Annotated in this window: 27 protein-coding genes; 11 read left to right on the forward strand and 16 right to left on the reverse strand. The window is 66.5% G+C overall.

Annotation, left to right across the window (positions count from 1 at the left end; all coding sequences use genetic code 11):
• Window positions 1-16 precede the first annotated feature (16 nt).
• The 4 genes from U5N23_RS09975 to U5N23_RS09990 all read right to left on the reverse strand — a co-directional run bounded on the left by U5N23_RS09975 (window position 17) and on the right by U5N23_RS09990 (window position 2,789).
• Window positions 17-745, reverse strand: a complete 729-nt coding sequence (locus tag U5N23_RS09975; RefSeq protein WP_322592650.1) for a chemotaxis protein CheW — start codon at window positions 743-745, stop codon at window positions 17-19.
• Between the two features lie 139 nt (window positions 746-884).
• Window positions 885-1,262 carry a chemotaxis protein CheW gene (locus U5N23_RS09980; protein WP_322592651.1) on the reverse strand — a complete coding sequence of 126 codons (378 nt, stop codon included), beginning with the start codon at window positions 1,260-1,262 and terminating at the stop codon, window positions 885-887.
• Window positions 1,263-1,270: 8 nt separating this feature from the next.
• On the reverse strand, window positions 1,271-1,432 hold the full coding sequence (locus U5N23_RS09985; protein ID WP_322592652.1) for a hypothetical protein: 162 nt from the start codon (window positions 1,430-1,432) through the stop codon (window positions 1,271-1,273).
• Between the two features lie 22 nt (window positions 1,433-1,454).
• Complete coding sequence (locus U5N23_RS09990) at window positions 1,455-2,789, reverse strand: PAS domain-containing protein (RefSeq protein ID WP_322592653.1); 1,335 nt, start codon at window positions 2,787-2,789, stop codon at window positions 1,455-1,457.
• A gap of 593 nt (window positions 2,790-3,382) precedes the next feature.
• On the opposite strand from U5N23_RS09990, the gene U5N23_RS09995 reads away from it, so the two are divergent.
• From U5N23_RS09995 to U5N23_RS10010, 4 genes are all read left to right on the forward strand, one after another.
• Window positions 3,383-4,840 carry a hypothetical protein gene (locus U5N23_RS09995; protein WP_322592654.1) on the forward strand — a complete coding sequence of 486 codons (1,458 nt, stop codon included), beginning with the start codon at window positions 3,383-3,385 and terminating at the stop codon, window positions 4,838-4,840.
• Between the two features lie 180 nt (window positions 4,841-5,020).
• Window positions 5,021-5,452 (forward strand): GNAT family N-acetyltransferase, encoded by a 432-nt coding sequence (locus tag U5N23_RS10000; protein ID WP_322592655.1) that lies wholly within the window; start codon window positions 5,021-5,023, stop codon window positions 5,450-5,452.
• Window positions 5,453-5,824: 372 nt separating this feature from the next.
• The gene (locus tag U5N23_RS10005) at window positions 5,825-6,385 is read left to right on the forward strand and encodes a GNAT family protein (RefSeq protein WP_322592656.1); all 561 of its coding nucleotides are present in this window, start codon (window positions 5,825-5,827) and stop codon (window positions 6,383-6,385) included.
• Between the two features lie 111 nt (window positions 6,386-6,496).
• Complete coding sequence (locus tag U5N23_RS10010) at window positions 6,497-7,372, forward strand: alpha/beta hydrolase (protein ID WP_322592657.1); 876 nt, start codon at window positions 6,497-6,499, stop codon at window positions 7,370-7,372.
• A 47-nt stretch (window positions 7,373-7,419) separates the two neighbouring features.
• Here U5N23_RS10010 and U5N23_RS10015 read toward each other — a convergent pair whose 3' ends face one another.
• Window positions 7,420-8,328: a LysR family transcriptional regulator gene (locus U5N23_RS10015; RefSeq protein WP_322592658.1), complete on the reverse strand. Its 909-nt coding sequence runs from the start codon at window positions 8,326-8,328 to the stop codon at window positions 7,420-7,422.
• Between the two features lie 100 nt (window positions 8,329-8,428).
• Here U5N23_RS10015 and U5N23_RS10020 point away from each other — a divergent pair, with 100 nt between their 5' ends.
• A complete protein-coding gene (locus U5N23_RS10020) occupies window positions 8,429-9,298 on the forward strand; it encodes an SDR family oxidoreductase (RefSeq protein ID WP_322592659.1) in 870 nt (289 codons plus the stop codon).
• 341 nt (window positions 9,299-9,639) lie between these two features.
• Window positions 9,640-10,101 carry an AtaL-like protein gene (locus U5N23_RS10025; protein WP_322592660.1) on the forward strand — a complete coding sequence of 154 codons (462 nt, stop codon included), beginning with the start codon at window positions 9,640-9,642 and terminating at the stop codon, window positions 10,099-10,101.
• 69 nt (window positions 10,102-10,170) lie between these two features.
• Here the strand turns inward: U5N23_RS10025 and U5N23_RS10030 are convergent, their stop codons facing one another.
• The 6 genes from U5N23_RS10030 to U5N23_RS10055 form a co-directional block, all read right to left on the reverse strand.
• On the reverse strand, window positions 10,171-10,917 hold the full coding sequence (locus U5N23_RS10030) for a TSUP family transporter (RefSeq protein ID WP_322592661.1): 747 nt from the start codon (window positions 10,915-10,917) through the stop codon (window positions 10,171-10,173).
• A 3-nt stretch (window positions 10,918-10,920) separates the two neighbouring features.
• Window positions 10,921-12,348, reverse strand: a complete 1,428-nt coding sequence (locus U5N23_RS10035; protein ID WP_322592662.1) for an amidohydrolase family protein — start codon at window positions 12,346-12,348, stop codon at window positions 10,921-10,923.
• A 21-nt stretch (window positions 12,349-12,369) separates the two neighbouring features.
• Window positions 12,370-12,915 carry an amino acid synthesis family protein gene (locus U5N23_RS10040; protein ID WP_322592663.1) on the reverse strand — a complete coding sequence of 182 codons (546 nt, stop codon included), beginning with the start codon at window positions 12,913-12,915 and terminating at the stop codon, window positions 12,370-12,372.
• Window positions 12,912-14,303, reverse strand: a complete 1,392-nt coding sequence (locus U5N23_RS10045; RefSeq protein ID WP_322592664.1) for an allophanate hydrolase — start codon at window positions 14,301-14,303, stop codon at window positions 12,912-12,914. The genes U5N23_RS10040 and U5N23_RS10045 overlap by 4 nt, the downstream gene beginning before the upstream one ends.
• A 16-nt stretch (window positions 14,304-14,319) precedes the next feature.
• Window positions 14,320-15,318 carry a Bug family tripartite tricarboxylate transporter substrate binding protein gene (locus U5N23_RS10050; RefSeq protein ID WP_322592665.1) on the reverse strand — a complete coding sequence of 333 codons (999 nt, stop codon included), beginning with the start codon at window positions 15,316-15,318 and terminating at the stop codon, window positions 14,320-14,322.
• A 125-nt stretch (window positions 15,319-15,443) separates the two neighbouring features.
• Entirely contained in the window at window positions 15,444-16,163 is a 720-nt protein-coding gene (locus tag U5N23_RS10055; protein WP_322592666.1) for a Crp/Fnr family transcriptional regulator, read from the reverse strand.
• 351 nt (window positions 16,164-16,514) lie between these two features.
• Between U5N23_RS10055 and U5N23_RS10060 the strand changes: the two genes are divergently transcribed.
• Window positions 16,515-17,615: a hypothetical protein gene (locus U5N23_RS10060; RefSeq protein ID WP_322592667.1), complete on the forward strand. Its 1,101-nt coding sequence runs from the start codon at window positions 16,515-16,517 to the stop codon at window positions 17,613-17,615.
• A gap of 176 nt (window positions 17,616-17,791) precedes the next feature.
• On the opposite strand, the gene U5N23_RS10065 is transcribed toward U5N23_RS10060, so the two are convergent.
• Both U5N23_RS10065 and U5N23_RS10070 read right to left on the reverse strand, forming a co-directional pair.
• Complete coding sequence (locus U5N23_RS10065) at window positions 17,792-17,956, reverse strand: hypothetical protein (RefSeq protein ID WP_322592668.1); 165 nt, start codon at window positions 17,954-17,956, stop codon at window positions 17,792-17,794.
• Window positions 17,953-18,483 (reverse strand): DUF1579 domain-containing protein, encoded by a 531-nt coding sequence (locus tag U5N23_RS10070; protein WP_322592669.1) that lies wholly within the window; start codon window positions 18,481-18,483, stop codon window positions 17,953-17,955. Before U5N23_RS10070 ends, U5N23_RS10065 begins: the two co-directional genes overlap by 4 nt.
• A 254-nt stretch (window positions 18,484-18,737) precedes the next feature.
• On the opposite strand from U5N23_RS10070, the gene U5N23_RS10075 reads away from it, so the two are divergent.
• Window positions 18,738-19,043, forward strand: coding sequence for a YciI family protein (locus U5N23_RS10075; protein WP_322592670.1), 306 nt, complete (start codon window positions 18,738-18,740; stop codon window positions 19,041-19,043).
• Window positions 19,044-19,066: 23 nt separating this feature from the next.
• Here the strand turns inward: U5N23_RS10075 and U5N23_RS10080 are convergent, their stop codons facing one another.
• Window positions 19,067-20,014, reverse strand: coding sequence for a TIGR03571 family LLM class oxidoreductase (locus tag U5N23_RS10080; RefSeq protein WP_322592671.1), 948 nt, complete (start codon window positions 20,012-20,014; stop codon window positions 19,067-19,069).
• A gap of 93 nt (window positions 20,015-20,107) precedes the next feature.
• Window positions 20,108-21,556, reverse strand: coding sequence for a regulator (locus tag U5N23_RS10085; protein ID WP_322592672.1), 1,449 nt, complete (start codon window positions 21,554-21,556; stop codon window positions 20,108-20,110).
• Window positions 21,557-21,714: 158 nt separating this feature from the next.
• On the opposite strand from U5N23_RS10085, the gene U5N23_RS10090 reads away from it, so the two are divergent.
• Together U5N23_RS10090 and U5N23_RS10095 are read left to right on the forward strand one after the other, a co-directional pair.
• Complete coding sequence (locus U5N23_RS10090) at window positions 21,715-22,212, forward strand: ferritin-like domain-containing protein (RefSeq protein WP_322592673.1); 498 nt, start codon at window positions 21,715-21,717, stop codon at window positions 22,210-22,212.
• Between the two features lie 22 nt (window positions 22,213-22,234).
• Window positions 22,235-22,879 (forward strand): DNA-3-methyladenine glycosylase, encoded by a 645-nt coding sequence (locus tag U5N23_RS10095; protein ID WP_322592674.1) that lies wholly within the window; start codon window positions 22,235-22,237, stop codon window positions 22,877-22,879.
• Between the two features lie 229 nt (window positions 22,880-23,108).
• Here U5N23_RS10095 and U5N23_RS10100 read toward each other — a convergent pair whose 3' ends face one another.
• Window positions 23,109-24,887, reverse strand: a complete 1,779-nt coding sequence (locus tag U5N23_RS10100) for a methyl-accepting chemotaxis protein (RefSeq protein WP_322592675.1) — start codon at window positions 24,885-24,887, stop codon at window positions 23,109-23,111.
• Between the two features lie 408 nt (window positions 24,888-25,295).
• Here U5N23_RS10100 and U5N23_RS10105 point away from each other — a divergent pair, with 408 nt between their 5' ends.
• Window positions 25,296-25,418: a hypothetical protein gene (locus U5N23_RS10105; protein ID WP_322592676.1), complete on the forward strand. Its 123-nt coding sequence runs from the start codon at window positions 25,296-25,298 to the stop codon at window positions 25,416-25,418.
• The last annotated feature ends 116 nt before the right edge of the window (window positions 25,419-25,534 follow it).

A 25,534-nucleotide genomic window follows, 5' to 3' on the forward strand; every position in this document is an offset into this window, starting at 1 on the left:
CACTGCCTGCAAGGACTCAGTCTGCGCCGCAGACTTGGCGATGGCGGGCAGGTTGACGAGACGAAGGGTCTGCCCACGCCAAGCCAGAAAGGCCGACTGCCCTGAGCGCAAGTCCTGCCTGGTCTAGGGCGATAGCTCCACCACTCCCCAAAATCCCCTGCACTGGCGATGCATAGCGCTGGCCCGCTTCGAACACCAGGTAGGGAACAGGTTCGGTCGCATCGGACTGCAAGCTGTCATCCTGGGGCTCGGAGGGGGCTGGGCCATGCCGACTGATGGCTGCTTCGGGCGTCACTGCAAAGAGCTTGGCTACATCAAGGACCTGCTGCCTGGTGCCATCTTGCGACAAGGCGACACCCGCCAGGATGTCGTCATGGGGCATGCCTGCAATTGCAAGCTGCGGCAAGTCCACAAACTGCAGGCACTCCGATACGGTCAGTCCGAGCAGGAGCTGGCCATGGCCCAGGAGGACCATCCACGGCGCTGCCTGCCGGTCACTTGCTTGCCGGCCCTCGCTGATGTCCACCAGAGCCAGCTTGCGGCCTTGCCACTGACCAATGGCCCAGCTGCGTTCATTGGGCCCCAGTGCCAGTTCGGTGGCGGGCACCGGCACCACACGCTCCACCGCGCTCACAGGCACCGCCCATCGCTCCTGACCTATTCGAAAGACCGCAAAACGCTGTGTTTTGCTGTCTTGCTCGGGCGTCTGGGTGGGCGTCCGGGCTGGCGTCGCGTCAGCGGTCACCGGGGCGGTCGGGGCCAGTTGAGCTTGCTCGCACCAGATCTGTCCAAGCCGCATCAGGCGCGCCACTTCCAGAATGCACAGGGCAGGGGCGCTCGCGGACGCCGGGACTATCGACTCGAACAGCTCGGTGTCATCCGGCTCATGGTGCACCTTTCGGATGGCACCCGAGGCCCACCGTCTTGACGCCCAGCACGGCGTCGACCTGGATGCCGATCAGCCCGCCCGCATGCTGCAGCACCAGCAGTCGTTGCACGACCGCAGCGCCGCTGTCGACCTCCAGCGGAACCCAGCGCTCCAGCGCGACGATCGGCACCGCCGTACCGGCCACGTCGGCGATTCCGATCAGCCCCCCAGTGCGGCGCGGCAGCAGGGTCAGTCCCTGTGCCGGCAATGGCAGGGCCTGCCGCACCTGGCCAATGGGGATGGCGATGTCACACCTTCCCACGCGCACATGCACGTGCACGTGCCGCAACGCCGCAATCGGGGTAGGGGGTGCGAGGTCTGTCAAGTCTTGCATGGTCCCGTTCAGGCCACCTTGCGCTGGCTGCCGCTGCCCTGCAAGTCCTCCAGCAGCTTGGCCACGTCCTGGGTGGAGTGTTCTTGCTGCTCGGTCGCTGTGCGAATCTCGTTGATCGAGCGCGTGGTGTTTTCCACCGCACCCAGGATGCGCGAGAACGCAGCATCCACCTCTTCGGACAGTCGACTGCCTTCAGAGACTCGGCTGACCGTCTGGTTGATCAGCTTGGCGATCTCTCGCCGCCAGAGACGACTTTTCCGCCAGCTTGCGGACCTCGTCCGCCACGACGGAAAAGCCGACACCTTGTTCACCCGCCCGCGCTGCCTCAATGGCTGCATTGAAGGCCAACAAATGGGTCTGGCTGGAGATCTCGCTGATCGTGTCCACGATTTCATGAATATCGGAAGACGAGCGCTCGATGGCAAGGATCGCGTCGCGTGAGCGGCGCACCAGCTGGCTGCCTTCACCCGCCTCGCGCTGGGTCTGCTCGAGAGGCTCTGTGGAGCGGCCTGCGCTGCGCGCCAGTTGCTTGATCGATTCGCTCATCGCACGCAGCACTGCGGTGATGTCATTGACCTTTTGCGCCACTGCGCGCTCGCGCTGCACCTGGGCGGTCACATCGGTGGCGTACTTGACCACCTTGTAGGGGTTGCCATCGACGTCCAGGATGGGGTTGTAGGTGGCCTGGATCCAGACCTCTGCTCCATGCTTGCCGATGCGGCGGTAACGCGCGCTCTGGAACTTGCCCTCGCCCAGATCCGCCCAGAAGTCCCGGTAGGCCTGGCTTTGCACCAGGCCAGGCTCGCAAAACATGCTGTGGTGCTGCCCCCGGATTTCCGCCAAGGTATAGCCCATGGTGCGCAGGAAGTTGGGGTTGGCCGACAGGATGTTTCCCTGCATATCGAATTCGATGACCGCTTGCGACAGGCCAATGGCATCGATCTTGCCCTTGGTTTCTGCAGCCAGCATCATGTCGTTCGTGATGTCGACGGCGAACTTGACCACCTTGTACGGCTTGCCGGTCACGTCCAGAATGGGGTTGTACGAGGCCTGCAGCCATATGTCCCTGCCGTCCTTGGACAAGCGGCGAAAACGCCCGGAAGTGGACTCTCCGCGCCCCAACCGTTGCCAGAGCTGGGCGTATTCACTGGATGCGGCGAACTCTGGCTCGCAGAACATGCGGTGGTGCTGGCCAACCACCTCTTGCCGCTCGTAGCCAAAGGTGCTCAGAAAGTTGGCGTTGGCATCCACAATGCCCCCCACAAGGTCGAACTCGATCACGGCCTGCACCCGGTGGATCGCCGCGATCTTGCCCTCGTAGTCCGCTTGCTGCGCCCGTTGCGCTGTGATGTCGGTTGCCAGCTTCACCACGCCCACCGTGCGGCCTTCGGCGTCTCGCACCGGGTTGTAGGAAGCCTGCAGCCAAACAGGCTTGCCCGATTTCGTGACGCGCAAAAACACATCTTCTCGTACCTGCCCTGCGCGCAATCCGTCCCAAAGCTCCCTGTAGGCCTCGCTGCTGGTCACCTCGGGGGGCAGAACGTGCGATGGTGCTGGCCCAGGATTTCATGGGCGCTGTAACCCATCAGGTCCAGAAACAGGCTGTTGGCCCGCAACACACGGCTGTCCAGATCGAACTCCCGATCACGGCCTGGACATGCTCCAGGGCTGCGATCAAGGCCGCTGTGCGTGCGGATTCCTGGGGGGAGTGGAGGGCGTTTCCATAGAAGTACTCACGGGGTCAATACCTGTTCGCGCGGCAGCGCGGGTGGGTTGCGGCTCGGGGCCGCTTTCAGCGTCGCACGCCATGCCTGCATGGTGCATGCAATGTGCATCCGGGGGCAATTGCAAGCAAATGCTCAACCCACCAGTATGGCCTAGATTGTGTTTTGCAGACATTGAATCCCGACTCATGCTGCCAGGGCATTGGTTGAAAAAGGCGTTCAACGGTTGCGGAGATGGTAGCCCCGACGCCCTACCTGTGTGGGGGAGGGCCAACCCGCGTTCTCCACCCCATACTGCGCAGCGCGCCGGGAAGGCCGAATCCGGGGTGCGTGGCTTCCTTCATTGATTCCATCATTTTTTCCTTCATTCCTTTTTGTATTGAAAGGCGGATCCCCATGAATTTCCTGGACCTGTTGGCCCATCCCTTGCAGGCGCTGCAGACCGCTGTACCCCGCCAACTGGCGGCGAAACTGGGAATCGTGTGCACGCTGTTCGCCACCGCGCTGGGCGCCCACGCCGCCACGGTGGTGACGTTCGCAACCGGTGCTTCGAACTCGGCGGCCGTCCTGAGTGATGGAACGCTGTGGACCTGGGGCAACAACATGAACGGGCAACTGGGCAACGGCACGTCCACCCCAGCGGACAGGCCGGTGCAGATCGGCGCCGGCTTCACCCAGGTGCAGGTGGGCAGCCGCTACATGGTGGCCCTCAAGGCCGATGGCAGCCTGTGGATGTGGGGCCATGCGCTGTTGAAGAGCAAGGTGTTCTACGAGACCGCGCCGGTGCAGATCGGCACGGGCTTTGCCAGGCTGCTGACCTCCGACACCGCCGCCAAGGCCGACGGCACGGTCTGGTTCTGGGGCGATGCGAGAAGCATCTACAGCGTGGCAGAGGGCGGCGGTGACCGCAGTGGGCTGCTGGACCCGTTGCCTGCGGGCACGCGGCAGATGGCCACCGGCCCGCACAACGCACTGTTCGTGCTCGATGGCGGCGCGCTGCGCTTTGTGGCAACCCACCACTTCCTCAACACCTGGCGCACCGGCTATGGCAGCGCCGGCCCGGTGGACAGCAATTTCGAACAGGTCACGCTCAACGCAAGCACCGCTGCGGGGGTGAAGAAGGATGGAACCCTGTGGCAGTGGAAGGGCGATGAGCCGCCCGCCTCGCTGGGCAGCGGCTACCGCCAGGTGGCCAAGGGCGCGGCCCACACGGTGGCGCTCAAGACCGATGGCTCGGTGTGGGCCTGGGGCTCCAACGCCAGCGGCCAGCTGGGCACGGCGTCCACCGCCGATGCAGAAAGCCCGCAGCTGGTGGGCAGCGGTTATGCCCAGATCGCGGCGGCCAACCAGCACACCCTGGCCCTGACCTTGGAGGGCACCCTGATGGCCTGGGGCAGCAACAGCGTGGGGCAACTGGGCACCGGGTCTGCCGGGGCCATGCCGGTCAAGCCAACGCCCGTGGTGTTCGACGGCACCGCGTCGCCACAGTTGGGCGAGATGACCGTGACGGGGCCGATTGAGCTCCAGACGCTCACGGTGCGGGTGCAGATCAGTAGCGAACACCTGGCCAGTGGCGTAGAGGGCGATGTCTATCTCATGGTCTTTGGGCCGAATTCATCAGGATTCAGCTACAACGGGTACGGTTTTTCACCCCTTACACCGTTCGGCATTCCCCAACCCTGGATCCACGGGCTGGAGAACAGGACCACCGTGCTGATCTCGAACCAGGACCTGCGCGCCTTGCGGGGCTCCACGGTGTATGTCGGTTACGGACTGAAGAGTGACCAGCAAAGCAACACGCTGTACGAGATGCAGGCGAGCAAGCGCTACCAGCTTGTCCACACAATACGGTAGATGGACAGGGGAGCGGCGGCAACTGGCCACGCGGGTCGGCTCTCGTGGACATCCCCAGGTCACTGCGCTGACGATGGGCATCTGTTCAGCTTCCCCGGGTCGGCTTCCTGGGTAGTGCAGGGCGCTGGCGCGACCAGCTAGACTTCTGCGGACGGCCAGAAGTGGCCATTGGAGCCACAAATGACACTCACATGGAGCCATTCCACTGATGGAGTCGACTGGGAAGAACTTTCTGCTCTGTATCGGGCCGCCCCGCTGGGCGAGAAGAAGCCGCTTCATCTGCAGAAAGTCTTCTCAAACAGCATGTTCAAGTGTTTCGTCTACGAGAACATGAAGCTCGTCGCGGTGGGGCGCGCGCTCGCTGATGGTGCAGACTGCTCGTACATCTGCGACATTGCGGTATTGCCGAGCCATCAAGGCACAGGCCTTGGAAAACAGGTTGTCAGTAAGCTGGTGGAAATGTCAGGTGGTCACAAGAAAATCATCTTGTATGCGGTCCCCGGAAAAGAACCTTTCTACAGAAAGTTCGGCTTCATGCGAATGAAGACTGCGATGGGGATCTTTGAGAATCCACAGCTGCAGGTGGAGAGGGGCTACCTCAGTGAAGCCTAACGCACGGCATGCCGAAAAGACCTGTGGCAAGCACCATTGATCTGCGATGTCGTAGACACCCTCAGCGTCAAATCGACAGCACCATTTGACGTGAGAACAGGTACCCGTTGAGTTGGGCCAGTGGACACCATAGCCCGAAAGCGGCCGTTGGTTCACTGACCGCTGGCTGGCAGGCCAAAACGTGCTGCCGGCGTGTACAGCCCCTGTCCGGTGCCAAGCTATGGTTCGCCGCGTTGGCGCCTGCCGGGCACTGCGCTTGTCAACCCAGGCGGCAAGCCACTTTCATGAGAACACAGTGCCCAGAAACTCCCGCATCGCCCAGCCTATCCCCCAGGTTCTGCGGTCTGCAATGCGTTGGACCGCAGGCAGCCCATGATCGATTTCTCAACGCTTGAAACACCTCGACTCACGCTGCGTGAGGTTCGGGATTCGGATGCCGAATGTCTCCTTCAGATCCATGGTGACCGCGAGCACATGCGATGGTTCGGGTCGGATCCGATTGCCGATCTTGATGGTGCCAAAAAGCTCATCGCCACGTTTGCGAGCTGGCGCAAAGAGCCGGTCTCTGGAGCGCGCTGGGCCATGGAGCTGAAAGACCGACCCGGACTGATAGGTACGTGCGGCCTGTTTCGCTGGCATCGAAACTGGAGATCCTGTGTCTTGGGATACGAAATCGCTCCGGCGCATCAAGGGCACGGATACGCAAAGGAAGCGCTCCAGGCAATCATCGCCTGGGGCTTCCGAGAGGTGCAGCTCAATCGAATCGAGGCGCAGGTACACCCTGACAACGCGCCGTCCCTGGCACTGCTCACGAAGCTCGGATTTCTGCAAGAAGGGCATCAGCGGGAAGCCGGGTACTGGGCAGGTCGGCACCACGATCTTCTGCAATTCGCGTTGCTCAAAGCGCAGTGGAGTACAACGACTACGGTCTGACAGGGCGGCCAACCCAGGGTGCATGCCGCGTTTGTGCCCCGCCGGCCAGAGACGGGCTCCTGCCCATCACCCCCCAAGCACCCCCAACCGCCGGCGTGTCAGAATGAAGCGATGAGCACATCGACCTCTTCATTTCTCTCCAACGCAGACGGCACCAAGGTCGCGACCTACACCTGGGCCGACGTCGCTGGTCACCCCACCGGTGTGGTGCAGATTGCCCACGGGCTTGCCGAGCATGGTGAGCGCTATGACCGCTTTGCAAGGCAGCTCAATGCTGCGGGGTTTGTCGTCCACGCGGTCGACCACCGTGGGCACGGGCGCACCGCCGGTGGTCGGCTGGGCGATTTCGGCAGCGCCGGTTTCGGCGGGCTGATTGCCGATGTGGCCCAGTATGGGTCGGCACTGCGGGCGCAGCATGGCGGCCTTCCGGTGTTTCTGTTGGCACATTCGATGGGTTCGTTTGCAGCGCAAGCGGCGATCCTGGACCATGCATCGACATGGGCCGGTGTCATTCTCTCCGGCTCCACCGCGCTCGACGCGCTGGCCGCTGCCATGGCCAATGCGCCCGCCGATGCGCCGGCAGGCCTGGAGGCATTCAATGCAGGCTTTGAGCACCGTACCGGGTACGAATGGCTTTCGCGGGACGAGGCGGAGGTCGATGCCTATGTGGCAGACCCCTGGTGCGGGTGGGAGGTACCGGGCGATGTGATCCCCTCGCTGTTCGCCCCCGCGTCCCGGCTGGCGGATCCGGCGCTGCTGGCGGGCATCCGCAGGGACATGCCCCTCCTGATTGCCTCTGGCGACGCCGATCCGCTGGCCGGTGGCGGTGCGCTCATTGAGCTGCTGGGGCAGCGCTACCGCGACGCAGGCATGGCCGATGTGACCGTCAAGCTGTACCCGGCAGCGCGCCACGAAATCCTCAATGAGACGAACCGCGACGAGGTGACAGCCGACATGGTGGCCTGGCTGCGGGCCCACGCGGCATAGCCTGCAGCCGCTGGCGCGCTGGTCTTTGCAAGCCCAGCCACGCCACCTCACGCGATGTACGCCGCCAGCTCCTGCGGCGTGCCTTGCGGAAAGGCCTCCTTCAACAGGTCCAGAAAGGCTGATACGCGCGGGCTCAGCAGGCGGCGCGAGGGGTAGAGCGCCCACAGCGCGATCTCCGGGCCCGGCACCTCGCCCCACTGCACCAGGGTGCCGGCCGCCAGGTCGTTCAGCACCAGCGACAGGGGCAGGCATGCGGCGCCCACCTGGGCGCGCACGGCATCGCGCACCATGAACAGCGAGGACAGGTGCAGCACGGGCTGCACCGCCAGGCGCTTCGGTTTGCCCTTGGCGTCGGTGAGGTCCCACGTAGTGGCGGGGGTGGCGGCGTCCGCGCCTGCGCCCCCACGCAGCACGGCCGGGACAGGGGTGGCGCCTGATGGCCGGCCGAGCTCGGGGCTGGCGACGACCACGATGCGGTCGCGCATGAAGATGCGCCCGACCAGGCGCTCGTCCGGGTCGGGGTTGACGCGGATCACCAGGTCGTAGCCTTCTTCCACCATGTCCACCGGCCGGTCTTCGGTCGTCACCTCCAGGCGCACCTCGCGGTGCTGCAGGGCAAAGCGGGCGGCCAGCTTGCCCATGGCGGCCTGCGAAAAGAGCAGGGGGGCGCTCACCCGCAGCCGCCCGCGCGGGGCGTCGCCGCCGCTGGCGATGGCGGTGGTGCTCTCGTCGAGCTGGGCGAGCAGCACCGAGGTCTTCTCGTACAGCGCGCGCCCCTCTTCGGTGAGCTTGAGCGCGCGCGGCCCGCGCTCGAACAGGCGCAGGTTCAGGCCGCTTTCCAGGTCGGCCACACGGCGCGACAGGGTGGCCTTGGGCCGGCCCGATTCGCGCGCCGCACGGCCAAAGCCGCCGTGCCGGGCCACCAGCGTGAAGTCGGCCAATGCGAGCAGGTCCATGTGTTCCACCAGTGAGACGCAAAGTCTAAATATAACGGCTATCGGACATTGGGCGGAACAAAGAAGATCAGGGCTCCTTCAACAGCAACGGAGCATTTCCATGACCATCCTCATCACCGGCGCCACGGGCAACGTAGGCCGCCAGGTCGTCCACCAACTCGTGAACCGCGGCGCCGAACTACGCGCTTTGGTGCGCGACCCTGCCACCGCCAAGCTGCCGGTAGGCGTGCAGACCGTGCAGGGCGACCTGCTCGACGTCGACGCCCTGCGGCGCGCGTTCGACGGCGTGACCACGCTGTTCCTGCTCAACGCCGTGGTGCCCGACGAGTTCACGCAGGCGCTGCTGGCGCTGAACCTGGCCCGCGAGGCGGGCATTGAGCGCGTGGTCTACCTCTCGGTGATCCACAGCGACCGCTACCTCAACGTGCCGCACTTCGCGGGCAAGTTCGGGGTGGAGCGCATGCTGGAGCAGATGGGCTTTGGCGCCACCATCCTGCGGCCGGCGTACTTCTTGGACAACGACCACAGCATCAAGGACGTGGTGCGCAACTACGGTGTCTACCCCATGCCCATCGGCAGCAAGGGCCTGGCCATGGTGGACGTGCGCGACATCGCCGAGGTCGCCGCCATCGAGCTGCTGCGCCGCGAGCGTGCAAGCGAGCCGCTGCCGCTGGCGCGCATCAACCTGGTGGGCCCCGACACGCTGACCGGCGAGGCGGTGGCCGCCCTCTGGTCCGCCGCGCTGGGCCGCCCTGTCGCCTATGGCGGCGACGACACCGCAGGCTTCGAGACCAACCTGCGCAACGCCATGCCGCAATGGATGGCCTACGACATGCGCCTGATGGCCGAGCGCTTCCTGACCGACGGCATGGTGCCCGAGGCCGGCGACGTGCAGCGCCTGGTGCAGCTGCTGGGCCGCCCGCTGCATTCGTACCGCGACTTCGCGCACGCCATCGCCAACGCGGCCTGAGCGCCGCGCACTGAATCTCTCAACAAGCAACACCGAAAGGAAAAGCCATGATCTATTCCACCGCCACCGTCCCCGTCAACCCACAGGGCGAAGTGCCGCTCAGCCGCGCCCAGGCCTGGGCGGGCCGAGTCCACTGAAACCGAGAAATCGGCTGTGCGCCGGGGTGGCAGCGGGTGCAGCGCAAGGCGCGGGCTGCCGCCAAGGCTGGCCGCCTTGGCAAAGCCCGCAACGCCGCGATGCGCCTGCTGCCGCCCCGGCCCGCAGGGTGAGGGTCTGGCAGGGCCGCACTCGTCGTTGCCGTGCTCGCCGGGTGTACAACCCGGCTGCGCCCGCCGCCTAGATTGCGGCCCTGCCAGACCCTCACGCACAGTCGATTTCTCGGTTTCAGTGGACTAGTCCTCAAGGCCCGCGACGCACGCCTGTTTCTGCCGCCGGGCCTGTGCACCCACTGCGAGGTGGTGCAAGACAGCGGCACCCACATCGTGCGCGAGGCCACCATCGCCGGGCAGGCGCTGCGCGAGATCATCGCCTTCGAGCCGCAGACCAAGGTCACCTTCTTCCAGGCCAGCGGCCCGCGCGAAGGCGCCATCGTCAACGAGCTGTTCGAGGACGAACACGGGCAGCTGCAGCTGCGCTTTTACGGCTACCTCGGCCTGCGCGGCAAGCAGCCCGGCGGCCCCGAAGAGCAGGCGGAGCAGGCCTGGATGGACGGCGACAAGGGCTACCGCAGCGCGCTGCTCTCGACCCTGCAGCGCACCCGCGAATTGCTCGCGCAAGGCCGGCTGGCTGAGGGCGTGGTGTGATGGCTGGGCTGGGCTGGCCTGACCGGCCCGCGCGTGCGCCTCAGCGCGCGCGTACCCCGGGCTGCCCCCTCATGCGAGCAGCCAGACCCGCACCAGGAGTCCGGCCACCATGCAGACGATGAAGTTGCGCAGCAGCCGCCGAAAGCGGGCCTCGTCGAAACGACCCGCCAGCCGATGGCCTGCGAAGTAGGCGGCCAGGCTGGCCGTGGTGCACACCAGCAGCGCAACGCCACTCGCCGCAGCAGGCCAGGACCATGCGGTCAGGGCCAGCTGGATGCCCTTGCCCAAGGCAAAGCATACGTTGAGCGCGATCAATTGCTCGAAGCGGCCGAGCCGGGCCAGCGACCCGTACAGCAGCATGAACGGAGCCCCCACATTGAGTGCGGACTCCGTCATGCCGGCCAGCACACCAAACACCGGAGCACCGCGTTGGGCCGCAGCGGGGCGAAGGGCTGCGCCCCGTGTGGCCAGCCAGGGCACGGCCAGGCTGGCACTCAGAAGCAATGCCAGCAGCGCGATGGATGTCCTCTCCGGAAGGCTCACCTGCAACAGGGTACCGGCCGCTGCGCCGATGGCAATGCCGGGCAAAAGCCACCGCTGCCCCGCCAGTGCGGAGCGAGAACGCACGTGCACCACGAGCCAGCCCACCGCCATGGCCAGCAGCGGAAACGCCGCCAGCGCGACGGCCAGGCGGTAGTCCAGGAACAGCGCGAGCAAGGGCGTCGCGATCATGGCAAAGCCGATGCCGAAAAGGCCATGCGCGAACCCGGCCAGGGCCAAAATTGCCGCCGCAGCCAGCAAATGACTGGTGGTCACGGGTCAGAGCACCACGTTGCCACGCACGCGGGCCGCCACCTCATTGAGGCGTGCAACCGCTGCGGGCATGTCCACCTGCAGCACGCGGCCGTTCTCCACAATGGTCTTGCCATCCACCATCACCCGCTCCACGTCGTCGCCGGTTGCCGACAGCACCAGGAACATGAAGGGGTCGTAGCTGGGTGCGGCCTTGAAGGTGTCGATGCGCACGAAAATGATGTCTGCCTTGCAGCCGGCCGCCAGCCTTCCCAGGTCGGGCCGGCCCAATCCATCGGCGCCGCCCACGGTGGCCATGGTGTAGACGTCGAGCGAGCTTGCCACCGAGGCAGAGTGCTCGGCGATACGGCACACCGTGGCCGCCATGCGCATGTCGTTGAACATGTCGAAGGGAAAAGTGTCGGTGCCCAGCGACTGGCGGATGCCGAGCCTGCGGTACTTTTCGATGGAGTTGATCACCCCGCCACGCCGGGCCTTCACCCAGGGCAGGTGGACCACCGTGGTCTGCGAGTCGCGCAGGGCCGCTACCTCGTTGGCGTCCAGCGAATCCATGTTGCCGTCGGCCGTCATGATCTGGCCATGGCCGATGAAGCAGTCGGGCCCGAGCATGCCTGTGTCCAGCATGTATTCAACGGTGGACATGCCATATTCGGAGCGAATGCGCGCATACTCGCTGGGCGATTGCCCGGCGTGCGTATGGATGGGAAGCCTGTGCGCGTCCGCCACGCGCCGCGTGTCGCGCAGCAATTCGGGGTCGCAGGTATCGATCTGCCCCGGGGCCAGCATGGTGTGCAGGCGCCCATCGAACTTGCCGTCCCAGCCAATGCAGAAATCCACGCAGTCCCGAAACCGCTTGCGACCGTTCTCGGGGTAGGCCTCGTACCAGACCTTGCCGCCGGGGGCATGGCCGTAGTGGTAAGAGCGAAACCGCGGCGCAGACCAGCAGCGCAGGCCGATGCGCATGGCCGTCTCCGCGACGGCCTGGGTGATGGCGATGTCGCCGTCGCCACCGACTTCGTAGTCGTAGCCCATCTCCACCACGGTGGTCGAGCCGGTGCGGGCCAGTTCGGCGAAGGCACACTCTGCGGCAATGACCTGGGCCTCTGGATCGCAGGCATGCCGCACGGCGGGCAAGGTCTTGTACAGCGTTCCGTAGTTGGTTTCCTTTGCCAGGCTGGTGATGTTGGTGGACTCCTCCAGATAGCCCTTGGTAAAGAGCGTGTCGGTGGTGTGCAGATGGGTGTTGACGAACCCGGGCGCCACGATGCGCCCGGTGGCGTCCAGCCTTTGGTCGCCGGGGCCGGGCGGCTGCGTTGCGGCGGTGCCCACTTCCACAATGGTGCTGTTCTCGATCACCACCACGCCGCGGGGAATGACCTGGTGGCGTCCGTCCAGCCAGGCGATGACGGTGCCGTTTTCGATGTAGGTTTTCATGTCGGATTCCTGCGTTTTTTTTCAGATGGCGCTCGGGCCTGTGCCGATGCGCGGCGCCGGCCGGCCCCCGTCGCTGAGGGCCAGGATGATGAGGATCTCGTCAGCGCGCGGCGCATCGTCAAAACCCACCGTCAGCGTGTCCAGATGGTCGAAGCTCCATGCGTCATCCTTGTGTCCCAGGGGCACGTCGATGCGGGCGCCCATGGCCGCGACCTTGGCCGTGGACGGAATCAGCGCGGCACCGCCACCGATCAGTGCCCGCATGGGCTTGCCCAGCCGGGGGTGCAGCACTGCGGCGGCATGTTCGAGCTCGCCAGCCGCGCCCACGATGGCCGCCTTGCCATAGGCCACTGCCGGCCGCGGCAGCAGGGCGATCGCATCCGGCAGAAAGCGCTCCGCCAATTGGGCACCCAGCAAGGCCAGGGCCGAAAGATCTTGCGAGGGCGCGCCCACCATGGGATTGGCGATGGCAATGCCCACAGCCACCCGGGTGACCGGGTGTGCGGCAGGCGTCTTGCCATCGCTGAAAACGGTCTCGCGCAGCACCCAGGTCTTGCGCGGCATCATGCCAACGCCTCGATGCCGGGCTTCAGATTGACGGCGGCCTGGAAACGTTCGCCCAGTCCCAGCAGGCGCCCATCCTCGCCGGCGCGTCCCACCAGCGATATGCCGAAGGGCACCCCGTCCCGCCGGATGGCCGCAGGCACCGCCAGCGCGCACAGGTCCAGCGGACCGACACCATAGGTATAAAAACCGACCTGGTTGTTGCGCAGCAGCGGCTCCGCCAGCATCTCTGCCACGGTGAAGGCCTTGGGCACCGTAGGGGTGACCAGCACGTCGATGCCCTCCAGCTGCATGCGGATCTCGCGCTGCAGCTCCCGCAGCCGGTATTGCGCCTTGAAGCCGTCGATGGCGGTGTACCCGCGTGCACGCTGGAGAACGGCGGCAACGGCCGGCACCAGCTCGCCGGGATGCTCGTCCAGCACCTGGCCATAGCTGGCGGCACGCTCGGCAACGAGCGCACTTTCAAACACCATGGTGCCCGCCTCGCGAAACGCCGTGAAGGGCATGGACACCCTGGTGCCGCCAAGTGCCTCGAGCTCGCGCACCGCTTGCGCAAAACAGCGTTCGGATTCCGTGTCGCCAAAGAATTCGAGCGAATCCGGCACGGCGAAGCGAAACCGTGCCGGAAAATTCGGCTCCAGCGACCAGCAGGAGCCGTCCGCCGCAACCCGTCCGATGGGGTCTTGCGCGTCGTGCCCTGCGATGGCCCGCAGCACGGTGTGCGCCTCGGCCACCGTCGGCGCAAACACCGGCATGCAGTCGAACAAGCGGTTGTTGTAGACCATGCCCCGGCTGCTGACAAGGCCGATGCTGGGCCGCAGGCCGACGATGTTGTTCATGGCCGCCGGGATACGGCCGGAGCCGCCCGTGTCCGACCCCAGCGAAAAGCTCACGAGGCCCGCCGCCACCGCGACACCCGAGCCTGTGCTGGAGCCGCCCGGGATGATGTCCGCATCAAAGGTGTTCAGGCAGTGCCCACCCAGCATGCGGGTGCCGTTCAAGCCGGTGGCGAACTGGTCCAGCGTCTGCTTGCCGATGAAGATGGCACCTGCATCCAGCGCCCGCTGCACGGCTGCGGCGGTGTGTTGCGGCCATTGGGTGAAGCCGGGGCAACCGCATGAGGTCGGCATGCCGGCGACATGCACGTTGTCCTTCACGCCAAAGGGCAGGCCGTACAGCGGCAGCGAGTCCATTTCGCCGATCCGTGCCTGCAGCTCGCGGGCGCGGGCCATGGCGGTCTCACGGTCGGCAAGCGCGGTCCACACATGGTCGTCGCCCCGGCGTGCGATGGCATCGTAGACACCGGCCACCACGTCGCATGGGCCCAAGCTGCCTTGGCGGTAGGCTTCGCGCAGGGCATCGAATCGCAGGGAAATTCTTGTCTCTGTCATGGCTGCCTTCCTGAGGTCACTCTGGCTTGATGCCTGCGGCACGGAAGGCGTCTCCCCACTTGCGGTTCTCTGCCGCAATGAAGCGGCCGAACTCCTCAGGAGAGCTCCCGAACGGCTCCATGTATTCGGACATGAGCTTGGCGCGCACCTCCGGCATGGCCAGCACCTTCATGAATTCGGCGTTCAAACGCGCGACGATGGCCGGCGGCGTCTTGGCCGGAACCAGCAAGCCAAACCAGCCGTATGCCTCGATGCCCGAGATGCCGAAGTCCGCGAGGCTGGGCACGTCCGGGATGGTGGAGTCGCGCTGCGTGCCCAGAACCACCATGGGCGTCACCTTCTTGGCCGGGTCCTTCACATGGCCCATGAAGTTGGCAGGGTTGGTTGCACCGTACTGGATGTGCCCGCCCAGCAGGCTGTTCATCATGGGGGCCGGCCCCGCGTAGGTGATGTGCTGCATGGCGCCGCCGGTCTTGAGCTTGAGCATTTCCACGCCCAGGTTCGACAGCGAACCGGTGCCAGGCGAGCCGTAGTTCAGGGCCGCCGTATTCGGTGACGCGACAAGCTGCTTGAAGTCCCGCGTCTCTGCGCCGGGCCCTGCCACCAGCACGTTCGAATACCTGACCAACTGGCCCACCGGCGCGAAGTCCGAGGACTTCCAGCGCAGGTTGAGAAAGGCGAATGGATTGGTCGCGATATTGGGCGCTTGCAACAGCACGGTGTATCCGTCCGCCGCAGCACGGGCGACATACTCGGTGCCGATGTTGGTCGATGCGCCACCGCGGTTCTCGACGATCACGCCCTCCTTGAACACCGCGCCCAGCTTCGTCTGGAACACACGCGCCAGCAGGTCGCTGGCACTGCCAGGCGGATAGGGCACAACGATGTTGAGCGGTTTGGATGGGTACTCCTGGGCCTGTGCGGGACCTGCGAACGCGGCCATCGCGACCATCAGGGACAGGGCTGCTTGCAGCGCAGGAAAAGTCAGCAGCTTGTGGGTGGTGGGTAGGGGCATGTAGGGCACGTGGTGAACTCCTGAAGTAGGCCGGCGCAGCACGCCTGGCAAATTCAGTTTCGAGTGTGCCCAGTGCCCGGGCCAGCAATTAATTGCCGGCACGCGGCGGCTGCGAGCCGACTTGCCTACCGCACCGCGCCCAGCGCCTTCGGATCACGCACCAGGTAAGTGCCGTCAGGCAGGCGGTCCAGCAGAGCTTCGCCCTCAAAGCGTGCAAGGGACAGGGAGACCCATTGCCGGGTGGATCCGATCATTCCTGCCAATTCCGTGTGGCTCAGGTCGATGAGCGCGGGGCGCGCAATGGGGCGGGCTGCCAGCATGGCCAGCAGCCTGGCCAGCCTGACCCGCATGGAATGCGTCGCCAAAAGCTGCAGCAGCGCGCAATAGCACTGGCTTTTGTGCACCAGGGCATCGGTCAGCGCCAGCGCAAGATCAGCATGCTGACGGCTCAGCGCGCGCAACTCCGGGCCCGGTAGCCACAGGCAGCGCGAGGGCGCCATGGCAACGGAAGTCCAGGCATGCCGTCCTCCGCCAAACAGCTGTGGGGCACCAACATAGTGCCCCGCCGTCCAGTAGCCCAAAGTCAATTCGCGGCCGTCCTCGGACACATAAAAAGATTTGATGGTGCCCGACCGGATGAGGTGAATTCCGTCGTGCACATCCCCCTGCCGGAAGAGCACTTCGCCACCACGGTAGCCACGGGCGCTGCCCAGCGCTTGCACGGCGGCGCGGGTGGCGGGCTCCAGATGCTCAAGCAGTTCCGGGGGCTTACCGTCGATCTCGGGCGGCGTTGACAGCAGCACAGGCTGCGGGGGCTCTGACAGGGATCGGGTGGCGGGCTTCATGGGAGCAATCTACAACATGCGCGGGGGCGGCCCCTGGCTGCGGTGCCATATCGCGGACGCCGTGTTGGCGCTCGCATGGTTTCCCGTCGCATGCCTGGCGCCTGCCATTGGAGAGTCGGTGCAACGGCTCGCCTCTATCATTGCCACAGGAGAGGACTGGCTTCGTGCCGGGGAGGGCCGAGGGACACCATCGGGATGGGGAGGCATCGAATGCGCCGCATGGGCCCATGCCATGCCCATACTGGCAGCCGGGGGGCGCCAGGCATTCCAGCCCCATCGGCCCGATGTCACCCCGGCCCTGCGGGCAGCGACCCTCGGGAGATCGTCAACAGGTTTTGAGAAAGCACACCGATGACCTACGTCGTTCACATCTGGGAGCACCACCCCAGCCCACAAACCTGGGCCGAGGCCGACGCCCTGCAGGCCCGGCTGGACTGCCAGCCCGCGCCACCGAACCCCAAGTTCGCGGCACTTGCGGAGGGGCTGGTTCAGGCCTTTCCGCACCGGCGCGATGGGCAAACCCGATCGCCCTGGATCGAGGGGGCGCCGGACGGGCGGGTCGACCACGCGAGTTGGGCGCTGGGCGTGGACACCGACCTGATGGACCGTGTGCTGCCCGTGCTGGTCAACCAGGCCCTGGCCCTGGGCCTGACGGTCTACGACGGCCAGACGGGCGAGGTTTTTCTGCCAGGCAACTGGTGCCTGACCCCCGAGGGGCGCACGCCCGTGAACTGGCCCGAGCCCGCCGTGGAGCCGGTCGCCGCAGCCGGCCTGGATGCCGGGCGTTCGTACCTCGAAGGGCGGGTGCGTGCCCTGGTGCTGCCCCACTTTGCGCCCAGCGGCTTTCAGCTTTGCTGGCGCACCGGCCTGCAGACCCACGACGCACTGGCCATGGTGCGCGACACGGCGCTGGGGCAGCAGCGCATCGAGATGACGCCGCAGTCCTGGTCAGAGCAGCACTGGGACCTGTGGATGTCGAGCGAGATCGAACCCCGTCTGCCCCCCGATCTGGCGAAGTGGTGCGAGCCCCAGCACACCATCCCCCTTGCGCGCACGCAATGGCCGGAGCTGGCCGCGTTTCGCCGGCGGGACGAACAGAAGCCCTACGAGCCGAGCTTTCGCTGCATGGGGCCGCATGCGCTGGACCAGTTTCTGGGCCTGTACACACAGTGGGCCGTGCGGGATCTGCTGCCGCTGCTCGATGGCTGTGTGGACCTGGCGGGCTACCTGCGCCTGGACGGCCGCGAGGCCAGCCCGGAGGTCTTTTTGCAGGCAGCGGTCGCCGGCCTGGCGCTGGCGCACTGTGCGGGTGACCCCGCGCTGGCCGAGCGCGCGCAGAGCTATGGCCAGCAGCGCGTGCCCAACCCGCGCCCGGACCTGTTCCACCGCCGCCTTGGCGGCCTGGCCGGGTTTGCGCAGTACTTCGGCATGCAGGCGCAGGCGCCACGCTAAGCGGTGGAAATGGTGGGGTCAGGCCCAGAGGGCCGGCCGGTGATCTGCAGCGCAACAGGAGCCTGCAGGGTGACAGCGTCCAGGCGATGTTCGGCACCCGACCCGGTGGCACCGCTTGAGCAGCGCGGTTGTCATGGAACGTCGCCGCCAGGCAGAGGGCCACTCAGCGCCAATCCTCAGCGCTCGGTATCGTTGCCCTTTTTGCCGGTGATGGCCGAGACGATCATCTCCACCACAAGGCACAGGAAGAAGACGACGCCGGCCGCCTCGGGCTGGCCGGCCACGAACAGGGCGAGCGGGACGAGGGCACCTGCGATCAATGGGTAGTGCGCAGGTTTCAAGCCATATCTCCTGGGTTCGCCTTGTCAGCGGCTGGCACGCGGCGGTAGTTCACCTCCACGGCCAGGGCCTCCACGCCATCGGGGGTGATGTTGTACATGCGCAGGTCCAGGGTGTCGTCGTCGGGCTGCTCGATCGCCGTGCGCCAGCCCCAGCGCGGGCCGCCCTGGCCGTCGGCGTAGCTGCCCAGCACCGACAGGCGCGGGTCGCCGCTGGCGCTGGTGCTGTACATGAGGGCGGTGCCGGTGCCAAAGCTCTCGGCCCAGGCCGATTCGTAGCGGGACTCATCCAGATGGTAGGCGATCATTGCCACGCCTTCCATCGGCTCGCCGTTGCAGTGGCCCGAGTATTCGTGCAGCAGCACGCGCCCACCGAGCAGCACGCGGATGCTGCCGCGCTGCGCCGTGTCGTCCGCTGGGTCGCCGGGTGTGAACCAGAGGCGAAAGCGGCCTTGCCACTGCCCGGCCATGCGCGCCAGTTGCGCGTGCACGCCGTCGGCCCGTGACGCTTCGAATTCCTTGCGGCCCATGGTGACTCCCTGTGTGCCATTGAGTTACAGCGCGACATGGCCCCATGCCCTGGCGCCTGCATGCCGCAGAGCGCCGGGGCAGGGCCTTGTCTTGCGAGTGGGGAGTCTACAGGCTGCCCGGGGGCCGATCGATGGCCTCCGCCGGTCAGCCGGCCCCGCTGCCTGGCCGGCGGGGGATGCTACAAAGCAGGGTGGGCCCCGCATGCCATGCAAGGCTCTGCCCCGTCCCTTCACCCTTGCCCCGAGGCCGGCCCATGCACAACGAATACATCCTGCTCATGCACGAAGACGCGCCCGACCGGGTGGCCTCCAATGACCCGGAGCAGTGGGCCCGCTACCTCGGCGGGCTGCGCGCCACCGGCCAGTTCGATGGCGGCAGCGAGATCGGTGCGGGCGAGCGCCTGCGCAAGGGCCAGCCCGGTGAGCCGGCGGCGCGCGCGATCGGCGGTTTCATCCGCGTGCGCGCAGCCACCCTGGAGGAGGCGCGCCAGTTCCTGGCCGGCAACCCGGTGTACGAAGCCGGCGGCACGGTGGAGCTGCGAGAGCTGCCCAAGTCCTAAACCTGGTAACAGCTTTTGAGGCCCTACAGCCGGGGCAGCACCTGCTCGCCGATCTCGCGCAGCACCTCGGCCGGTGCGCGGCCGCTGCCCTGCGCCAGGTTGAACAGCACATGCCCCACGCCCATGGCCTGCAGGCGTTGCAGGTAGGCGATGAGTTCGATGCGCCCGGTGCGCAGGCCCAGCTCCAGCGGCTCGGCTGGCGCGGCCGGGTCGGCCAGCAGGTCGAGCTGTACGGATTGCACGAAGGGCTTGCGCTCGCCCGCTGCCTTCTGGTCCAGCGCTTGGTGCCACAGGTGGATGCGGCCCTGCTGGCGCGCCTCCTCTCGGTGGTAGCTGGCCCAGGCATCGGCGTTGGCCGCGGTCCACTGCAGCGACTGCCGGGCCGAGCCGACCACCACCATGGGGATGCGCGCCGTGGGCGGCTGCATCAGGTCATAGCCGCCCGTGGCATCCGTCAGCGCCTGCCGCTCCAGCGGGTCGGGCGACAGCGCCGCGCGCACCAGCGGCCAGCGGTTGCGAAAGGCATCGCCGCGCGCGTCCAGCGCTTCGCCGAACGATGCGAACTCCTCGGGCCGGTCGCCCGAGCCCAGCCCCAGGATGAAGCGGCCGTTGCTGATGCGGTCGAGCGTGAGCGCGGCCTTGGCCACATGCAGCGGGTGGCGCAGCGGCAGCACGATGGCCGCCGCGCCGATGGCGATGCGGCGCGTGGACGAGGCGAGGGCGGCCAGCGACAAAAACGGGTCGTCGAGTGCGCTGGCCGTTTTGTCGCTGCCCTGCGGAATCATCAGCGGCACATCGCGCGCCCACAGGGCGGCAAAGCCGAGCGCATCGGCCAGTGCGGCCAGGCGCGTGGTCTCCTGGATGTCGGCCATGGCGCCGCCATGGTGGCCAAACGGCGTCATGAAGCCGAGGGTCAGCCGCCCGGGCTGGAATACCTGGGCGTGGCCGGCGTTGAATGGAGACGAGGACATGGCACGAAGGATAGGGCGATCGGTTGCCGTGCGCCCAGGGGGCGGCAAAGCCCCTATCTGGTGGATGCGTGGTTGCGCAGATCCCAGCGTGCCCTACTTGCGTGCCTCACGTGCCCAGGTGGCCAGGCGACCCAGGTCCCGCAGCTGCCCGTTGGTGTCGGGGCCCATGTAAATCAGGTGCGGGGTGCCATGGCCGTTGATGGCCAAGTAGGTGCCGTCGGGATAGTAGCGGTAGTAGATGTCGTTGATGCGTTCAGGCGCACTGGTCCCGTAGTACCGCGTGAACTTTGCGGGCAGGGTTCTTTCCCCCCAGTCCATGACCAGGCCGGCGTCCTTGTTGGGGCCCAGGCCCAGCACGGCGAATGGGACCGACGAGCCGGGTCCAAAGCACACAGCCAAGTTGAACGTGGGATAGGAGTAGGGCATGAACCCGGGATAGTAGGCACCGAAGGTGGAGCACAGGCCGTGTCCCAATCCATTGCCCGCACCCCAGCATTGCACGTATCCACCGTCGAGCACGGCGCAGGCGTGCTTCAGCCCCGCGCTGATGGCGACCGCATCGGTGATGCCCAGCACCTGCCCGGAGCCCTGGGTCGCCCCCACGGGCAGATAGCCGATCCCCAGGGCCCCCTTGGTGTAGTCGCCCCAGCAGCGGATCGTGCCATCCGCCAGCAAGGCGCAGCTGAAGCCGTAGCCGGTGGCGATGGCCTTGGCCGGGCCGGGCAGGCCCGCCACTTCGACTGGAATGGTGCGCGTGCCCACGCCCGATGGCACGCCCAACTGGCCGTACAGATTGCGCCCCCAGCACGCCACCTGGCCGCCCGTGCGCAGCACGCAGGCATGCCCGTCCAGGATGGACACGTCCTTCGCGTCGGTGATGCCGGGCACCTGCCGCGGGATGCGCGGGTCGGCCTGCACACCGTCGAGCAGGCTACCGGTGCCCAGGCACCATGCGCTGCCCGAATGGAGCACCGCGCAGGTGCTGGCATTGCCTGCGGCGATGCGGGACACGTTGGACAAGCCTTGCACCTTGACAGGCTCGTACGTCATCGTCCGGGCAGGCTCCAGCACCCCCAGCTGGCCCTGGTCGGCATCGCCCCAGCAATACACGTCACCGTCCAGGGTGAGGGCGCAGGCATGCCGGGCTCCGGTGGCGAGCTGCACGGCCTTCAGGACTTTCCAGTCCTCCCCGTCGCGGTAGCCGAGAGTGTTGCCGACATTGCTCCCGCCAGGGCTGGCTCCCAGCTGTCCGAAGGCGTTCTGGTCGCCCCAGCAGGTGACGGTGGAGTCCTTGTGCAACGCACAGCTGAAGCTTGCGCCGGCCTGGATGTCTGCCACACCCACATTGCGCGTGTGGCCCAGCGGCACGCTGCCCCAGCAGGTCGGAACGCCCGCATCGGACACCGAGCACGAATGCTCGTACCCCGCGCTGATGGTCGTGGCCAGCGCCGGGGCCGCCACGCCGCCAAGCAACCACGCCGCACAGGCCAGCAGCCACCGCGAGACGAGATGGCGGGTGATGATGGGATGGTTGCGGTTCATGGCGGCCCAGGCAATGTTTGGAAAAGCCATTCTAGGCACGCACCCCCGAGCCGCAATCCCCCAATCGGGCCGGCGCCCCGACCCGGCGTTGTCTTACGAAGCGGCAATGGCTGTGCAATCACCATGGCCTTTTCATCAACCAAACAAGGAGCATTGCCATGGCCGTGAAAACCGTCGAAGACCTTTTCCTGCACGAACTGTCGGACACCTACAGTGCAGAAAAGCAGATGACCCGTTCCTTGCCCCACCTGGCGCGCGCAGCCTCCGACGGGCAACTGGCCCAGGCCTTCATGGACCACCTGGAGGAGACCCGGGGCCAGGTGGAGCGCATCGACGAGATCGTGGAAATCCTGAACCTCAAGCTCAAGCGCATCAAGTGCGCCGCCATGGAAGGCCTGGTCGAAGAAGGCAAGGACCTCATTGACGAGATCGACAAGGGCCCGGTGCTCGACGTGGCGCTGATCGGTGCGGCGCAGAAGGTGGAGCACTACGAGATCGCCAGCTACGCCACCCTGATCGCGCTGGCCACCAAGCTGGGCTACACGCCGGCCCTGCCGCTGCTGCAGGCCTCGCTGGCCGAGGAAAAGGCCACCGACGACAAGCTGGGCAAGCTCGGCCAGGCCGTGGCCATCGATGAGGCCGTGCACCAGCCCTGACAAGGGCGAGGATCGGGTACCCGTGATCGACCGTCCCCCGCCGCTGCCCTGGGTGGTGGCCGATATCGACTTTGCCGCTGCAGCACATGAGGTGGCGCGCAGCCTGATCGGCATAACGCTGATGGTGGACGGCGTGGGCGGGCGCATCGTGGAGACCGAGGCCTATGACCAGGCAGACCCGGCATCCCACACCTTTGGCGGGCCCACGGCGCGCAACGCGTCCATGTTCGGTCCGCCCGGCCATGCCTATGTCTACCGCTCGTATGGGCTGCACTGGTGCCTGAACACCGTGTGCCGTGAGGCGGGTCATGGCGCAGGCGTACTGCTACGCGCGCTGGAGCCCACGCACGGCATCGGCACCATGCGTGAGCGCCGCGGGGTGCAGGACGTGCGGTTGCTGTGCGCCGGCCCGGGGCTTTTGGCCCAGGCGCTGGGCATCGATGCCAGGATGAACGGCCTGCCGCTGCACATGCCGCCTTTTGCGCTGCTGCGAGCGGATGCAGCGGCCTCTGAGGGGCGTGCCGACCGCCTCCCCGACGAGATCGTGGCCGGCCCGCGCATCGGCATTTCAAAAGCGGTGGACATGCCCTGGCGCTTCGGGCTCACGGGTTCGCGCTATCTCAGCCGTGCATTTTCCGCGCCAAAGGTTTCGCAGGGCAGCGCTTAGCCGCCGGCCAGGGTCTCAGGACAAGGCCATGTCCCGCTGCTGGGGCCAGGTTCAGCCGTACTGTCCGCGCGCTGCGCTCCGTATGACTTTTGCCATGGTGGCCCCATTATCAAAAGACCATGGTATGGACCATGCCGCAGCGGCGTGTCAGCCCATGGCGCGACCTGGGGAAGGGCGCACGGTACTCGCCAGGCCGCGCAGCAGAGGCCATGGCCACTGCATCGCCTGTCTAAAAGCTCTCCCACTCATCCTCCCCGCCCCCAGCTGCCTTGGCCGGTGCCTTGGGTGCTGCCGCTGCCGGGCTGGCCGCTACGGGCCCCTTGGGCGGCGCCAGCCGGCTGGCGGCAGGCGCCTTGGCCGCTGGCTTGGTCGATACCGCCGCGCGCGCCGCTGGTGCCGCCATGCCCACCGGCTTGCGCACCGCCGGTGCGGGTGCCGGTGCGCGGTAGTGGCCTGCGCCGCTGCCATCGCCCGCCAGCCGGAACACCGCCACCGCGTTGACCAACTCACCCGCCTGGCTGTTCAGGCTGCTGGCCGCCGCCGCCATCTCTTCCACCAGGGCTGCGTTCTGCTGCGTGGCCTGGTCCATCTGCGTGACGGCTTCTCCCACCTGGCCCACGCCAGCGCTTTGCTCGCTGCTGGCGGCGCTGATCTCGCCCATGATGTCGGTGACGCGCCGGATGGCTGCCACCACTTCGGTCATGGTGGCCCCGGCCTTGTCCACCAGCAGGGTGCCTTGTTCCACCCGTTCCACGCTGGCGGTGATCAGGCCCTTGATTTCCTTGGCCGCTTCGGCGCTGCGCCCGGCCAGGCTGCGCACTTCGCTGGCCACCACGGCAAAGCCCCGGCCTTGCTCTCCGGCCCGCGCGGCTTCCACCGCCGCATTGAGCGCCAGGATGTTGGTCTGGAAGGCGATGCCGTCGATGACGCTGATGATGTCGGCGATCTTGCTGCTGCTGGCGTTGATGCCTTTCATGGTCTCGACCACTTCGGCCACCACGTCGCCGCCCTGTACGGCCACGGTGGAGGCGTTCAGGGCCAGCTGGTTGGCCTGGCGTGCGTTGTCGGCGTTCTGGCGCACGGTGGAGCCGAGCTCTTCCATCGAGGCGGCCGTCTCTTCCAGCGCCGAGGCCTGCTGCTCGGTGCGCGCCGACAGGTCGTTGTTGCCCGAGGCGATCTGTGCGCTGGCCGAGGCCACGCTTTCTGAGTTGCTGCGCACCGTGGTCACGGTGGCCACCAGGCTTTGCTGCATGCGCTGCAGGGCGCTGAGCAGTTGCCCGGTCTCGTCCTGTGACTGCACGGCGATGGTGCCGCTGAGGTCGCCAGCGGCGACGCGGTCGGCGGCCTGCACGGCCTGGGCCAGGGGGCGGGTGATGGAGCGGATGATGGTGAACGCCAGGAAGATCGCCACCGCGATGGCTGCCACACCGGCAATCAGCACGTCGCGCTGCAGGGCCGATGCGGCCGCGTCGGCCTCCTTGCCGGCTTCGGTGGTGAGTTGGGCCTGGGCCTCCACCTGTTCGCGCAGCGTCTTTTGGTAGTCGAGCTGGGCAGGGCGCAGCTTTTCTTCGAGCAGCTTGATCGCCTCATCCTTCTGGCCTTTCTGGGCCAGTGCGAGAAATTCATCGCTGGACTTGAGGAATTCGCCCCGGGCTTTGAGCATGCGCGCCAGTATTTCCTCGCCCTTGGGCGAGGAGATCAGCGTGTCCAGCAGCTTGTATTGATCGGCCGTGCTCGCCCGCGAAGCGGTGATCTGGTCCATGGCCGACTTGGCGATGGGCTCTGAATTGAAAAGGACCAGGTTGCGAAACTGGATCGCCTGGGTATTCACGCTGTCCGCCAGAGCACCGAGCGCTTTGGTGATCGGGATGCGCGTGTCGATGACGTCGTGCAGCTCCAGGCGCTGGTGGGCCGACCGCGACAGGCTGATGGCGCCCAGCGCAATCAGCAACAGCACCATCGCGGCGAAAGCGAGCGTGAGCCGCGTGGCGATTTTCATCTTGTCCATGGTGTCTCTCCCTCAGGGAATTTTCAAGGTAGCCGGGCTGCGTGCCATGGCGGCACGGTGGCAGGTTTCACGAACGAGGTGAATCAGGGCTGGGAGGGCGGATGCAGGGCTGCGTGGATGCCCGCATCGCAATGGGGTTTGGGCTGGCAGAAGGTTTTCATGCGCAATACTCCTGTGGACGGATGCCACCCGAAGGTGGGCTGCTTTCGAATCCCGGCAATGGCATGGTGGTGACCGCAATGTGGATGGCGCGCCTGTGGCCCAGACGCTCCACAGCCCCCTGTTGATAGCCATCCTATATCAGCAACTGCCGCGATGACCGTTGGGTTTGAAAGGGCAAAGCGGATGCTGGATTTGCAGCGGGCGGTGGGCGACCGCTCGAATGCTATGTGAGCGAATATTGCGGCTATGCGCGGGGACGAGCCCCTGAAGCCGCAGGACATGCTCGCCATGGCGGACAAGGCGCTCTACCAGGCCAAGGGCGCAGGGCGTAACCGCATCGTGTTGCTGGACGCAGCGGGGGTGTCGTGAGCCGCCCAGCCCACAAGGCGGCTTGCCAAGCGCAGCGCCGCCGGGGCCGATGCCGCGCCAGAAACGGCGCGTCATTCGGACTTGCATTCGGCCGTATGACTGGGCGGGAGCCGCAG

The sequence above is a fragment of the Acidovorax sp. genome (genome assembly GCF_034519795.1).
Classification (GTDB): Bacteria; Pseudomonadota; Gammaproteobacteria; order Burkholderiales; family Burkholderiaceae_C; genus Acidovorax.